At 36.1% G+C, this 13707-nt stretch carries 13 protein-coding genes and 1 tRNA gene; 11 read left to right on the forward strand and 3 right to left on the reverse strand.

What is annotated here, in order from left to right; genetic code table 11:
• Positions 1 to 62: 62 nt before the first annotated feature.
• Genes SJY24_RS08830 through SJY24_RS08840 form a run of 3 tightly spaced genes read left to right on the forward strand, consistent with a single transcriptional unit; the run spans position 63 to position 2093 of the window.
• The gene (locus tag SJY24_RS08830) at positions 63 to 833 is read left to right on the forward strand and encodes a metal ABC transporter ATP-binding protein (RefSeq protein WP_377864418.1); all 771 of its coding nucleotides are present in this window, start codon (positions 63 to 65) and stop codon (positions 831 to 833) included.
• Positions 833 to 1666 (forward strand): metal ABC transporter permease, encoded by an 834-nt coding sequence (locus SJY24_RS08835; protein ID WP_000613830.1) that lies wholly within the window; start codon positions 833 to 835, stop codon positions 1664 to 1666. The genes SJY24_RS08830 and SJY24_RS08835 overlap by 1 nt, the downstream gene beginning before the upstream one ends.
• A gap of 13 nt (positions 1667 to 1679) precedes the next feature.
• Positions 1680 to 2093, forward strand: coding sequence for a Fur family transcriptional regulator (locus SJY24_RS08840; RefSeq protein ID WP_098499570.1), 414 nt, complete (start codon positions 1680 to 1682; stop codon positions 2091 to 2093).
• 85 nt (positions 2094 to 2178) lie between these two features.
• On the opposite strand, the gene ispG is transcribed toward SJY24_RS08840, so the two are convergent.
• The 3 genes from ispG to SJY24_RS08855 form a co-directional block, all read right to left on the reverse strand.
• Complete coding sequence (gene ispG / locus SJY24_RS08845; RefSeq protein ID WP_180230854.1) at positions 2179 to 3276, reverse strand: flavodoxin-dependent (E)-4-hydroxy-3-methylbut-2-enyl-diphosphate synthase; 1098 nt, start codon at positions 3274 to 3276, stop codon at positions 2179 to 2181.
• Positions 3277 to 3441: 165 nt separating this feature from the next.
• Entirely contained in the window at positions 3442 to 3807 is a 366-nt protein-coding gene (locus SJY24_RS08850; RefSeq protein WP_377864419.1) for a hypothetical protein, read from the reverse strand.
• 66 nt (positions 3808 to 3873) lie between these two features.
• Positions 3874 to 4641, reverse strand: a complete 768-nt coding sequence (locus SJY24_RS08855; protein WP_000021680.1) for a DUF1189 domain-containing protein — start codon at positions 4639 to 4641, stop codon at positions 3874 to 3876.
• A gap of 238 nt (positions 4642 to 4879) precedes the next feature.
• On the opposite strand from SJY24_RS08855, the gene SJY24_RS08860 reads away from it, so the two are divergent.
• From SJY24_RS08860 to pstB, 8 genes are all read left to right on the forward strand, one after another.
• Positions 4880 to 4953 (forward strand) — tRNA-Ile (locus SJY24_RS08860).
• Positions 4954 to 5177: 224 nt separating this feature from the next.
• Entirely contained in the window at positions 5178 to 5789 is a 612-nt protein-coding gene (gene sodA, locus SJY24_RS08865; RefSeq protein WP_071771673.1) for a superoxide dismutase [Mn], read from the forward strand.
• Positions 5790 to 5910: 121 nt separating this feature from the next.
• Entirely contained in the window at positions 5911 to 7188 is a 1278-nt protein-coding gene (locus SJY24_RS08870; protein WP_002015154.1) for an MFS transporter, read from the forward strand.
• Between the two features lie 109 nt (positions 7189 to 7297).
• Positions 7298 to 9430, forward strand: coding sequence for a peptidoglycan D,D-transpeptidase FtsI family protein (locus SJY24_RS08875; RefSeq protein ID WP_377864420.1), 2133 nt, complete (start codon positions 7298 to 7300; stop codon positions 9428 to 9430).
• Positions 9431 to 9867: 437 nt separating this feature from the next.
• The gene (locus tag SJY24_RS08880) at positions 9868 to 10785 is read left to right on the forward strand and encodes a PstS family phosphate ABC transporter substrate-binding protein (RefSeq protein ID WP_377864421.1); all 918 of its coding nucleotides are present in this window, start codon (positions 9868 to 9870) and stop codon (positions 10783 to 10785) included.
• A gap of 27 nt (positions 10786 to 10812) precedes the next feature.
• The gene (gene pstC, locus SJY24_RS08885) at positions 10813 to 11763 is read left to right on the forward strand and encodes a phosphate ABC transporter permease subunit PstC (protein WP_377864422.1); all 951 of its coding nucleotides are present in this window, start codon (positions 10813 to 10815) and stop codon (positions 11761 to 11763) included.
• 1 nt (position 11764) lies between these two features.
• On the forward strand, positions 11765 to 12631 hold the full coding sequence (gene pstA / locus SJY24_RS08890; RefSeq protein WP_377864423.1) for a phosphate ABC transporter permease PstA: 867 nt from the start codon (positions 11765 to 11767) through the stop codon (positions 12629 to 12631).
• Positions 12632 to 12659: 28 nt separating this feature from the next.
• Positions 12660 to 13475 (forward strand): phosphate ABC transporter ATP-binding protein, encoded by an 816-nt coding sequence (gene pstB, locus SJY24_RS08895; protein ID WP_000226692.1) that lies wholly within the window; start codon positions 12660 to 12662, stop codon positions 13473 to 13475.
• The last annotated feature ends 232 nt before the right edge of the window (positions 13476 to 13707 follow it).

The raw sequence follows: 13707 nt of genomic DNA on the forward strand, positions 1-13707 counted from the left end.
CTGTACTATAATTCAAATAGAGATAAATCGGAATCATTCTGAATTAAAATAGGTGATGTGTAATGAATAATATATTAGAAATAGAAGGACTTACGTTTCGGTATGAAGATCGAAATGTGTTAGAAGATATTAATTTGCAAGTTCCGAAGGGAGCTTTTTTAGGTTTAGTTGGACCAAATGGTTCAGGGAAATCGACTTTACTTAAATGTTTATTGGGTGTTTTAAAGCCGAAGCAAGGAAGTATTAGATTGTTTGGCATTGATAGTAAAAAGTTTAAAGAGTGGAATAAAGTTGGTTATGTATCTCAAAAGGCAAATAGCTTTAACTCAGGTTTCCCAGCGACTGTTTTTGAAGTTGTTTCAATGGGACTTGTTTCCAAAAAAGGTCTTTTTCGTTTCTTTACGAAAGACGATAAGGCAAAAGTAGAAAAAGCGATTGCTGATGTAGGGATGGGCGAGTTCCAAGGTCGTAACATTGGAGAGCTTTCTGGTGGACAACAACAACGTGTATTTATTGCTCGTGCACTTGTAAGTGATCCGGAATTACTTATTTTGGACGAACCTACTGTTGGGATTGATGTGAAAAATGTGGAAAGCTTCTATGAGATACTAGAGGATTTAAACAAAAGGCTAGGGATCACGTTAATTCTTGTTACGCACGATATGGGTGCTGTAACAGAGAAGGTGACGCATGTTGCATGTTTAAATCAGCATCTACATTTCCATGGGAATGTAGAGAAATTCCGAGAGTTAGAAGATGCCGAAATGTCGATTTTATATGGACATCATGTTCATCGCTTAGAACATGAACATGGGCATCACGGGAGGATATAATGATACAGGATTTTTTACAATATGATTTTTTACGTAATTCTTTATACGCTGGTGTTTTAATAGGGCTTGTCGCACCACTTATCGGCGTGTTCGTTGTAATTCGTCGTATGTCGCTTATTGCGGATGCATTAAGTCATGTGACGTTATCGGGAATTGCAGCAAGTTTATTACTTGAAAAGACAATCTTTACTGGTGGTTTTTTAAACCCCTTATATATGGGAATGTTTTTTTCAATCGGTGGAGCATTGCTAATTGAAAAATTACGTACTGTATATAAACATTATCAAGAGTTAGCAATTCCGATTATACTTTCAGCAGGGATGGGGATTGGAGTTATCTTCATTTCACTTGCTAATGGATTCAATACGGATTTATTTAGTTATTTATTTGGTAGTGTAAGTGCTGTGACAAGTGCGGATTTAATTATTATTGGTATAGTAGCAATTGTAGTTATTATAACGATTGTTTTATTATACAAAGAGTTGTTTTTACTATCATTTGATGAGGAATACGCTGTATCAACCGGTTTGAGTGCAAAGTGGATTCACTTTATTTTCATTATATTAGTTGCTCTTGTAATTGCGGTATCAATGCGTGTTGTAGGTGTTCTTCTCGTATCATCTTTAATGACGTTACCAGTTGCAGCAAGTATTCGTATTGCAAAAGGATTTAAACAAACAATTTTCTTTTCCATTTTATTTGGGGAAATTGCAGTAATTGGTGGAATGTTTGCTTCGTATCAACTTGATCTAGCACCAGGTGGTACAATTGTTATGATAGCGGTTCTTATTTTAATCGGTGCGATTTTATGGAAGAAGAAAAAAACTGCATAAAGTAGGGATAGGTATGAATCTAACAGAAGCGTTACGCCTAATGAAGGAAAAAGGATATAAACATACGGGGAAAAGGGAAGAGATGCTAAGATTATTCGCGGCACATAATCGTTATTTAACTGCGAAAGACGTTTTAGAACATATGAAGGATGATTATCCAGGACTTAGTTTCGATACGATTTATCGTAACTTAACGGTATTCGCTGAAATTGGAGTTTTAGAGCAAACGGAATTAAATGGTGAAAAACATTTTCGTTTTACGTGCTCTATTATGGCACATCATCATCATTTTATTTGTTTAGATTGTGGTGGTACGAAAGAAATCACTTCTTGCCCAATGGATTTTATGAATAAAGATTTTAAAGGTTATGAGGTAACGGGACACAAGTTCGAAATATATGGTCGTTGTCCAAAATGTGCAAAATGAGAGAACTCGTCGGTTATTAACTGGCGAGTTTTTAATTTAAATGTAAAAAAGGTTGCTCACAAAAATTGTGGGCAACCGTCTTTTTTTATTGTTCTTGTTTTTCTTTTTCTCGTTCGGCAGCCATTTCAGCAGCGATTACATCAATCTCTTTTTTCAGTTCTTCTACCATAGTTTCTTCTGGTACTTTACGAACAACTTGCCCTTTACGGAATAATAAACCTTCTCCACGTGCACCAGCAATACCGATGTCAGCTTCACGAGCTTCACCAGGACCGTTTACAGCGCAGCCAAGTACCGCAACTTTAATTGGAACTTGAAGTGTAGAGATATATTCTTCTACTTCATTAGCGATGCTAATTAGGTCAATTTCAATACGACCACAAGTTGGACAAGAAATAAGTGTTGCGGCATTAGATGCAAGACCGAATGACTTTAATAGTTCACGTGCAACCTTTACTTCTTCCACTGGATCAGCACTTAAAGAAATACGTAGTGTATTTCCGATACCTTTATTTAAAATTGCTCCAAGACCAGCAGCGCTTTTTACAGTTCCAGCAAACAAAGTTCCTGATTCCGTAATACCTAAATGTAAAGGATAATCAAAAGCACGAGCGGCTTTTTCATATGCTTCAATTGCTAAGTTAACATCAGAGGCTTTCATTGATACGATAATATCGTGGAAATCTAAGTCCTCTAAAATTTTAATATGGTGCAGTGCGCTCTCGACCATACCATCAGCAGTTGGATATCCATATTTTTCTAAAATGTGACGTTCTAATGAACCTGCATTTACGCCGATACGGATTGGAATGCCGCGCTCTTTCGCTGCGTTTACAACAGCTTCTACTTTATGGCGACGTCCAATATTACCTGGATTGATACGTACTTTATCAATGCCGCCTTCGATTGCTTTTAAAGCAAGGCGATAATCAAAATGAATATCAGCAACAAGTGGAATGTTGATTTGTTTTTTAATATCAGCAATAGCATTTGCTGCGCGCTCGTCTGGAACAGCAACACGAACGACTTGACAGCCTGCTTCTTCTAAACGTTTAATTTCAGCAACTGTAGCCTCCACATCATGTGTTTTTGTTGTCGTCATACTTTGTATAATTAATTCATTGTTACCGCCAATTGTTAAATTACCGACTTTAACTGGACGTGTTTTTGTACGATGAGTCATTTCATTCACGAATAGATCGCTCTCCTTATAAAAGAAGTTTCTTATTTTAGTCCCTTACATCAATGATAGTATGTGTGAGAAAGGGCTATAGAAACCAAAGTACTCGGTTTCACTTTTACTATTGTATCAGCGCCTTCATGTAATTGACAAGGATTAAGTGATGGCTTATTGATATAACGGGAATTTATAAGACTTTCCAACTTGGATTTTTGTAGCAGATGTATTTTTATTTAATTGTTTAAAATCATCAATTACTTTTTCAATAGAAGGAATTTTTTTCTTATTAATCGCTTCTGTAATAGAAAGGACTGTATCACCAGTTTTTACTTCAATTGCTTTATAAGTTGTATCCGTTTCTTTTTCTGTTTCTTTCTCTTTATTTTGTTTTGTCTCTGTATTTTCTTGTTTTATCGTTTGGGCAGCAGAGGTTTTTTTGTATGAACTTAACATCGGTAAAGTACCGATTTTTATGTCGTAATAAAATATATAACCGAGGACAAGCACGAATAAGAGTACACCTAATCTCTTCATATCCTTCACTCCTTTGCTAGGAATATATGCTTGTCCAAAAAAAAAATGCCTATTTAGGCATTTTTTTTATAGTTCTTGTTTATCTTTTGGTTTTGGAACTTCTTTAATTGTTAAGTATAGAACGATTAACACAACTGCAATGTAAATGAATGTTGCTCCAGGTACGTTTATTTTGAATAAATCCATAATCATAAAGAAGATTGTTGGAATTGTGTAGCTGTAAGCAGTTAACGTCCAAACTTGTTTATAAGATAATTTGCGTTGACCGCTCATTGCAGAACCGATGAAGGCAAGTAATGTAACTCCTACAAAGGTAATAAATAATTGGAACAAGTACAGTAAGAATCCAATAACGAATAATAAGATTGGATAAATACTGTCAAATAACGAAATGAAATCTTGTAAATCTTTCTTCTCAAGAGATGCGCCTAGTAAGTCATTATAGGAGTATGTTTGTGTTTGACCATTCCCCATGGAGACTACTTTATCTTTTAAAACAAATAAACCTGTTTTATTTTGATATTTTTCTAAATCTGTTGAATTTGGATCAAATACGAAAAGGGCATTTCCGTCTTCTTTTTCGATAGGTTGATCAATATCAGCTTGTAGCTCGCCGTTTTCGATTTTAAAATCAGGTAAATCTTTTTCGATTACTTTATTTACCATGTTAACACCATCTTGGATGACGCTACCGTACAAGAAAGTTCTTGGAATAGTAGTGATTAGGCAAAGAAGCATAATATACAAAATGGTTTTACCGATTTTTTGAAAACGGAAAAGCGCCATATCTTTAGGCGAATATACGCTTTTTGCTAGCTGTTTAAAAATGGACATAGATTCACTTCCTTTATGTATGTATAAAATCATTGTAACGTACGAATCTAGAGAAGCTCAAGATATATTATATTTACATATAGTAGAAAGGACTAAATTTCTTCTTATTAATTTACTTCTTTTAGTAGAGAAAAATACAATTGACACTTTTCTTTCGTATATGGTAAATTTATCTTACATTTTTCAAACGATATATTCGATGGGAATTTAGTTTTTTTAATATTACATACATAATTGTGGACCCTTAGCTCAGCTGGTTAGAGCAGACGGCTCATAACCGTCCGGTCGTAGGTTCGAGTCCTACAGGGTCCATATCCATTTCATATGTTTATTATGTCAGCAGGAAGCTTCCTTGTAGAAGGAAGCTTTTTTTACGGAATATATGAGCATTTTAATTGAAAAGAAGTGGGAATTTTGCTACTTTAATGATAGCAAGACAATGTGATTTATTTGTTTGCACCCTATGGCAATTAGGGTAGAATGAAGTTGTATGTCACATATGTAGTGACAATACATAAACCGGGAGGAATATAACAATGGCAAAACACGAATTACCAAATTTACCTTATGCGTATGATGCTTTAGAACCTCACTTTGATAAAGAAACAATGAACATCCATCATACGAAACATCACAACACGTATATTACAAACTTAAACGCTGCTTTAGAAGGTCATGCAGAATTAGCTGACAAAAGCGTTGAAGAATTAGTAACAAACTTAAACGAAGTACCTGAAGCAATCCGTACAGCAGTACGTAACAATGGTGGCGGACATGCTAACCATACATTCTTCTGGACAATCCTATCTCCAAACGGCGGAGGACAACCAGTAGGCGAACTTGCAACTGCGATTGAAGCAAAATTCGGTAGCTTCGATACATTCAAAGAAGAATTTGCAAAAGCTGGCGCAACTCGCTTCGGTTCTGGTTGGGCTTGGTTAGTAGTAAACAATGGTGAGTTAGAAGTAACAAGCACTCCAAACCAAGATTCTCCTCTAACTGAAGGTAAAACTCCAGTTATCGGTTTAGATGTTTGGGAGCATGCTTACTACTTAAATTACCAAAACCGTCGTCCTGACTACATCGGTGCATTCTGGAACGTTGTAGATTGGAACGTTGCTGAAAAACTTTACCAAGAAGCAAAATAATTAAAGTTAATACAGCTAGAAAAAAGCTAGGAGTTTTCTCCTAGCTTTTTTCTATGCTCTCCTTTTACATAATTGAGCTTGTCTTTGGAAGACTAGAACATGAAGTGAAGGAGAGTTGTGTATGAAGTGGAAACATGTAATTGGTGATGTTGAAGTGAATCGTGATTTAGTATTATTGCTCGTTATAGGAGGTTTATACACGCTCGCAATTTCTTTATCGAATACGTTTGTAAACATTTATTTATGGAAGCAAACACAAAATTATGTGAATCTAGGCTTGTATAATTTGGCCAGCGTTGTATTGCAACCCCTAACATTTCTTGTAGGCGGAAAATTAGCGAAACGTATTGATCGTTCGATTTTATTACGAATTGGTGTAGGGACGTTAGCTGTTTTTTTTATCGTCGTTTTAGTAGCGGGAAAAAGTGCATCTCACTATATTTTACTAATGGGAGCCCTTTTAGGAGTTGGTTATGGATTTTATTGGCTCGCATTTAATTTGTTGACTTTTGAGATTACAGAACCAGAAACAAGAGATTTTTTTAACGGTTTTCTCGGACTTCTTACATCGTTCTCTGGAATGATTGGGCCGATAGCTGCAGGATATACAATTTCACGTATGGAAAAATGGAGCGGTTATACTGTCGTTTTCTTCCTCTCGTTAATGCTATTTGCGGTTGCTGTCGTTCTAAGCTTTTTTCTATCGAAGAGAGAATGTGAAGGGCGCTATGAAATTGTGCAAGTATTGAAAGAGCGGCAAGTTGATGAAAACTGGGGAAGAATTACGCGCGCTCATTTCTTCCAAGGTTTAAGAGAAGGAACGTTTATTTTCGTTATTTCGGTATACGTCTATTTAGCATCTGGTAGCGAGTTAGCATTAGGGAAATATAGTTTAGTGAATTCTGCAGTATCATTTGTATGCTATTATTTAGTTGCTCGTATGTTAAAGAAAGAATGGCGAAAAAAAGCAATTTTACTTGGTGGTATTATTTTATACGCGGTTGTATTTTTAGTTATTTTTAATGTTACATATACGAAATTACTTATTTATGCAGCATGTATTGCGGTTGCATATCCTATTTTACTCGTTCCGTACGGCTCTATGACATACGATGTAATTGGTAGAGCAAAACAGGCGAGAGAATGGCGTGTAGAATATATAGTGGTCAGGGAATTATGGTTAAATGCTGGAAGAATTTGTTCCATTTTAAGTTTTTTATGTGCTGTCATATTTTTTCCGCCTGAAAAAAGTTTACCTTTCTTACTATGTATTTTAGGAGCTGGACATTTTCTTATTTATTTTGCAGTTAAAAATGTCAAATATGATGAGGGGAATGTGAACAAAACCAGTGTTGTAGCGCAAGGAAGCACGCAGAATCAAACTGAACCAGAAGGTTAACTTATCGTGTGTTTTATGCTAGAATAGAAAAAGATGTAAGACAGCAGTGAGGGCACCTGTATGAAGGTGTCCCTTTCACATTACATAGCTGTTGGTAGAGGGGGTTTGTATGAGTAAGAAGCAGAAAAAGAACCAGACAAAGACAAAAACCCACGTTCCCTTTCGGTTAAACGTGTTGTTTTTTTGCGTGTTTTTAATGTTCTCCGCGGTTATTGTAAGGCTTGGATACGTACAAATTGTTCGTGGTGAGGAATATAAAAATGAAGTTGAGAAAAAAGAAAATTCAACGATAAGTAATCCTGTACCACGCGGGAAAATATTTGATCGTAATGGAGAAGCGGTCGTAGATAATGAGCCTATTCGTACAATTACATTTACAAAAATGAAGGGATCAACTGCAGCAGATCGCTTAGAAACGGCGAAAAAGTTAGCAGATTTAATTGAAGTCCCAACAGATAAGTTAACAGATCGCGATAAGAAAGATTATTGGCTTGCTTTACATAAAGAAGAAGCAGAAGCAAAAATCACAAAAAAAGATCGTGAAGAGTTTAAAACGAATAAAATTGAAGATAAAGAACTAGATGAACGTCAACGAAATCGTGTAACAGAAGAAGAGATTAATCAATTGTCAGCAAAAGATTTAGAAATATTGGCGATCAAAAGCAAAATGGAAAGCGGATATGCAATGACGCCGCAAATCGTTAAAAAAGGTGCAACAGAAGAAGAATACGCGATTATTAGTGAAAATTTAGCGAAATTACCAGGCGTAGATACAAATGTTGACTGGGAGCGAAAATATAAGTATGACGATATGTTCCGAAGTGTACTTGGTGGTGTAACTTCTTCTGATGAAGGGTTACCGAGAGAAAGGCTAGATTACTATCTTGTGCGTGATTATAATCGTAACGATCGCGTAGGAAAAAGTTACCTTGAGCAACAATATGAAGATAGCCTACACGGTACAAAAGCTGAAGTAAGAAATGTTACAGATAAAGAGGGTAATATTTTAGAAACTATTAATGTGTCACAAGGACAACGAGGTAACGATCTGAATTTAACGATCGATATGAAATTACAAAAGCGCGTAGAAGAAATTCTTACAAAAAACTTAATGAGATTTAAAGGGAGCGAACCTCTTTTAGACCGTGCATTCGTTGTAATGATGAACCCGAAAAATGGTGAAGTTTTATCTATGGCGGGGAAACAATTAGTGAATAAAGACGGGGAAACGAAAGTAGATGATTTTGCATTAGGAACGATGACAAGTTCTTATCCGATGGGTTCAACTGTAAAAGGTGCGACAGTACTTACGGGATATCAAACTGGCGCGATTCAACCTGGAGCTGTACAGTTAGATGAACCGATTAAATTAAAAGGGACACCTACGAAGTCATCTTGGAAACAGATGGGGTATATTAATGACCTTACAGCGTTAAAACAGTCTTCAAACGTTTATATGTTTAAAACAGCGATGAATATCGCTGGGGTTCCATATGTACGAGGCGGTACGTTAGATATTCCGAAAAGTGCGTTCGATACTATGCGTTACTATTTTGGCCAGTTTGGACTTGGTGTAAAAACAGGAATTGATTTGCCAAATGAAACTGCTGGTCAAATAGGTAAAGGAAATCAACCAGGTTTCTTATTAGATTTATCAATCGGGCAGTATGATACGTATACACCGCTTCAATTAGCGCAATATATTTCGACGATTGCAAATGGTGGATATCGTATGCAACCTCAAGTTGTAAAGGAAATTCGTCAGCCATCGGCGAAGCCAGAGGAAGTTGGAAAAGTTGTTCAATCGATGGAACCGAAAGTATTAAATCGTGTTGATATGCCTGAATCACAAATTAAACGTGTACAAGAAGGATTTAGACAAGTGTTTAACGATACAGGTGGTACAGCTACAAAATACTTTGCAGGTGCACCATATAAAGCAGCTGGGAAGACCGGTACAGCTCAAACTGTATATGGCGGAGATAAAGAGATTGGTAGAAATGCAAAAGGTGAGCGTGTTGAAACATATAACTTAACATTAGTAGGTTATGCGCCACTTGAAGATCCAGAAGTAGCATTTTCTGTTGTTGTGCCATGGGTACATGATGATAAAACAGGTATTAATGGATATATTAGTCGTGAAATAATGGACGCTTACTTTGATTTGAAGAAACAAGCATTAACTGGTGAAGCTCCAAAAGATGAAAAAGAGAAAAAAAGTAATACACAAGATGATGAATAAAAAAGCTGTAAAAAAAGCACACTATCTGAAAAGATAGTGTGCTTTTTTTTATGCTTTATGCATATGGTTTAGTAAATGTGGACAAGCATAAAATATTGAAAAAACATGTGGTTTCAAAAACGATGAACACAACAAGATTAGTGCATACGCTTTAAATTTGTCTTATGTGCTAGGAGATAGCAGTTGTATCCCGCTATTTGCGGGCTAATAATCAGTGGGGGATGAACAAAGCCCCCACTGATTAAAGTTTCACTTTATGGATGATTAGAAAATTTCCTGCATCTAAAGTATAAAAGTGAAAATAAAGTTTGTGTATACAGTTGTTTTTGTGGAACTTTACAAAACTTTTACAAACAATTAAAACCGAATTAATAGTTTAGCAGTATTCTTATATCTGTAATCCTGTTATTTCCGGTTACTTCTAGGAGGAAGAACACGTGAAATGGATGAGTGTATCGATTAAGGTTTTGACATTATCGGCATGTATTCTTTGTTATAACATGTCTACTGCATTTGCTACAAATGAAATGGGAGAAGTGAGAGTTGATGGATCCTCAACGGTTTTTCCTATTATAGAGGCAGTAGCAGAAGAATATACAAAGGCTCATCCAAACGTGAAAATTTCTATTAGTATTTCTGGGACAGGAGGAGGATTTAATCGTTTCAGTAAAGGAGAAGTAGATATAAACAATGCTTCGAGAGTGATGAAGCGTGTAGAAGAAAATGCAATGAAGAAAAACTCCATTCAATTTACGCCATTTGAGGTTGCTTATGATGGTCTTACGATTGTTGTGAATCGTCAAAATACGTGGATAAACAATATAACGATAGACGAGCTACGTCTACTATGGGGTGAAGATGGAAGTTCAAAACGATGGTCGCAAATTCATTCATCATGGCCACGTGAACAAATTAAATTTTATGCGCCAGGCGTAGACTCTGGTACTTATGATTATTTTCAAAATGTTGTCTTACAAAATAGTCGCCTTGTAAAAACAGTCTCTTTGTCTGAAGACGATCAAGTGATTATGCAAGGGGTAATGAATGATAAAAATGCCATTGCTTTTGTAGGATATGCTTATTATATGGCTAACCGAGATAAGGTGAAAGCAATAAAGGTGAATGGTGTATTTCCAACGAAAGAGACCATTCAGTCAGGTGCGTATAAGCCTTTAGCTAGACCGCTATTTACTTATGTAAATGATGCATCTATCCGAAATAAAATGAATGTAGCAAATTATGTTGAGTTTATGATTAAACATGTCGGCAAGCTCGCTGAAGAGGTAGGATATGTAAAATTGCCAAAAGAAAAATACAATGAACAGCTGCGAATGTTAACAGAAATAAAAAGGTAATGTCAGGGTGGAAAGGGGTTTTCATCTTTGGCTCATAATGACAAAAGTCAAATTACATTTTCTGTACAACATTTGATTGAGAGAAATACAAATAGAAGAAAAAAAGCGCAGCGAATCAATCGAATAGTTCCGTTATTACTAAAAATAATTGCTAGCGTGTCTATAGTGACGACACTTGGAATTATTATTACGTTGGCTAATGAAACAATCATGTTTTTTCAAAAAATATCATTATACTCCTTTTTGACAGAGCAAGAATGGTTACCTTTTTTTGAAGATCCTAAATTCGGTATATTACCACTTATATGTGGAACAATTCTTGTAACAGCAATTGCTATGGTTGTAGCAATTCCTATCGGTTTAGGGTGTGCCGTATTTTTGAGTGAATATGCTTCAAATAGTGCCCGGAAAATATTAAAACCGTTGTTAGAGCTACTAGCAGGTATCCCAACAATTGTATATGGTTTTTTCGCATTAACAGTTGTTACGCCATTTTTACAACGGATCATACCAGATTTGCAGTTTTTTAATGCTATTAGTCCGGGTATTGTTATAGGGTTTATGATGATACCGACGATTGCGTCTCTCTCTGAAGATGCGATGAGAGCTGTAGCGAAAGGAATTAAAGAAGCCTCATTAGCGCTAGGAGCAACTCGTTTTGAGATGGTAAAACAAGTGGTGTTTCCATCGGCTTTTACGGGCATAATGGCAGCGATTATATTAGCAGCTTCGCGAGCAATTGGTGAAACGATGATTGTTGTTATTGCAGCCGGATCGACACCTAATGTATCGATAGATCCGACTCGTTCTATTCAAACATTAACAGCTTATATTGTACAAGTGAGTTTAGGTGATGCTCCGCACGGAACGATTACTTATTACAGCATGTATGCTGTAGGTGCGACTTTATTCATGTTTACTTTTATTATGAACATCATTTCGCAGTATATTATGCGCCGTTTTAGGAGGGTGACATAATATGCGAATGTTAGACCATAAAAAAATACAAGAAAATATGGCATCACGTTTTTTAAAAGATAGAATTTACAAATCATTATTTTATATAGCAATTTTGTTTTCAATCGTAATTCTGTTTGTTTTATTGTTTCAAATTTTTGAAAAAGGTATGAGTTATCTTTCAATAGATTTTTTTACAAACTTCGCTTCACGTAATCCGAAAGAAGCTGGGATTGCTGCTGCTTTGTCAGGAACAATATTATTTATGAGTATTGTTATACCGGTCTCTTTTATATTTGGAGTCGGAACCGCTCTTTATTTAGAGCATTATGCGAAAGAGTCCGTTTTTAAAAAGTTAATAGAATTGAATAATCAAACATTAGCAGGGGTACCTTCCGTTGTGTTTGGTTTACTCGGGTTAACTATTTTCGTATACGCTCTCCATTTGGGAGAGAGCATAATCGCAGCGGCACTGACGATGAGTTTACTCGTCTTACCAACAGTTGTTGTGGCTAGCCAAGAAGCGATTCGATCTGTACCAAGTTCCTTATTAGAAGCTTCTTACGGATTAGGTGCTACGAAATGGCAAACGATGTATCAAATTGTACTGCCAGTAGCTTTGCCAGGGATTTTAACGGGATGTACGTTAGCGGTATCGAGAGCGATCGGAGAAGCAGCACCGTTGTTAGTTATTGGGGCACTTGCATTTGCAAATTATGTTCCGTTTAGTATGTTCGATAGATTTACGGTTTTACCAATTCAAATTTTTAATTGGATGAGTAGACCACAAGAGGAATTTCAGTATGTAGCAGCAGCTGGGATGATTGTTTTGCTAGGATTGTTGCTCTTTATAAATATATTTGTCTTATGGTTACGAAATCGAAAATAAGTTGGAAGTGGATGAAAGGGGAATTCAAATGGTAGCAACAGTAGTAAATGTACAGGTGAAAAATGAGAAGAAGATTGAGACAGCACCAAAAAAAGTAGTGTTTGATACGAAAAATTTAAACTTGTGGTACGGAGAAGACCATGCTTTAAAAGATATCAATTTAAGTATTCATGAGAATGAAGTAACAGCGATTATCGGTCCAAGTGGTTGCGGGAAATCAACATACTTAAAAACGCTAAATCGTATGGTAGAGTTAGTACCTATCGTTCGAACTACGGGCGTTATCGAATATAGAGAAAGAAACATATTCGATAAATCATATCCGGTTGAAGAATTACGTACGCATGTGGGTATGGTGTTCCAAAAGCCAAATCCATTCCCGAAATCTATTTATGAAAATGTAGCATATGGACCGAAAATTCATGGTGTTCGTGATAAAAAAACACTTGATGAAATCGTTGAAAAAAGCTTGCGCGGAGCAGCCATTTGGGATGAGTTAAAAGATCGTTTGCACGATAATGCATATGGTTTATCTGGTGGGCAGCAACAACGTCTATGTATTGCACGCTGTTTAGCGATTGAGCCAGACGTAATTTTAATGGATGAACCAACATCAGCATTAGATCCAATTTCAACATTAAAAGTAGAAGAACTAATTCAGGAGTTAAAGAAAGATTTTAGTATTGTTATTGTAACGCACAACATGCAACAAGCAGCACGTATTTCAGATAAAACTGCCTTCTTCTTAAGTGGAGAAGTTGTGGAATATACAGATACAAATAAATTATTTACAACACCTGCAGATAAGCGAACAGAAGACTACATTACAGGACGATTTGGTTGATATCGTTGTAAGGCTAAGAGTAAATGCCCTCTTAACAGAGGGCATTTCTCACTTTCACCTCATTTTAAATAGGGGGAGTAATATTTCTCTTTTCTCAAGGCTTAATAAACATACAAGAGGCTGAGTAGGAGATTTATCCCGCATTAACGGGCAGTAAAACTCCCACCTCAAAATTCGGATGGAGCAAAGAAGTTAGGTGGGAGATCAACTGCCCGTAAACGCCCGATTGGTT

Origin of the sequence: Bacillus sp. R86525 (genome assembly GCF_042466195.1) — a bacterium.
Taxonomy (GTDB): domain Bacteria; phylum Bacillota; class Bacilli; order Bacillales; family Bacillaceae_G; genus Bacillus_A; species Bacillus_A nitratireducens.

Excerpts from the sequence above, each read along its gene's own strand:
- SJY24_RS08830 (WP_377864418.1), top strand. The coding sequence starts at position 63 with ATGAATAATATATTAGAAATAGAAGGACTTACGTTTCGGTATGAAGAT.
- SJY24_RS08835 (WP_000613830.1), top strand. The coding sequence starts at position 833 with ATGATACAGGATTTTTTACAATATGATTTTTTACGTAATTCTTTATAC.
- SJY24_RS08840 (WP_098499570.1), top strand. The coding sequence starts at position 1,680 with ATGAATCTAACAGAAGCGTTACGCCTAATGAAGGAAAAAGGATATAAA.
- ispG (WP_180230854.1), bottom strand. The coding sequence starts at position 3,276 with ATGACTCATCGTACAAAAACACGTCCAGTTAAAGTCGGTAATTTAACA.
- SJY24_RS08850 (WP_377864419.1), bottom strand. The coding sequence starts at position 3,807 with ATGAAGAGATTAGGTGTACTCTTATTCGTGCTTGTCCTCGGTTATATA.
- SJY24_RS08855 (WP_000021680.1), bottom strand. The coding sequence starts at position 4,641 with ATGTCCATTTTTAAACAGCTAGCAAAAAGCGTATATTCGCCTAAAGAT.
- sodA (WP_071771673.1), top strand. The coding sequence starts at position 5,178 with ATGGCAAAACACGAATTACCAAATTTACCTTATGCGTATGATGCTTTA.
- SJY24_RS08870 (WP_002015154.1), top strand. The coding sequence starts at position 5,911 with ATGAAGTGGAAACATGTAATTGGTGATGTTGAAGTGAATCGTGATTTA.
- SJY24_RS08875 (WP_377864420.1), top strand. The coding sequence starts at position 7,298 with ATGAGTAAGAAGCAGAAAAAGAACCAGACAAAGACAAAAACCCACGTT.
- pstA (WP_377864423.1), top strand. The coding sequence starts at position 11,765 with ATGCGAATGTTAGACCATAAAAAAATACAAGAAAATATGGCATCACGT.
- pstB (WP_000226692.1), top strand. The coding sequence starts at position 12,660 with ATGGTAGCAACAGTAGTAAATGTACAGGTGAAAAATGAGAAGAAGATT.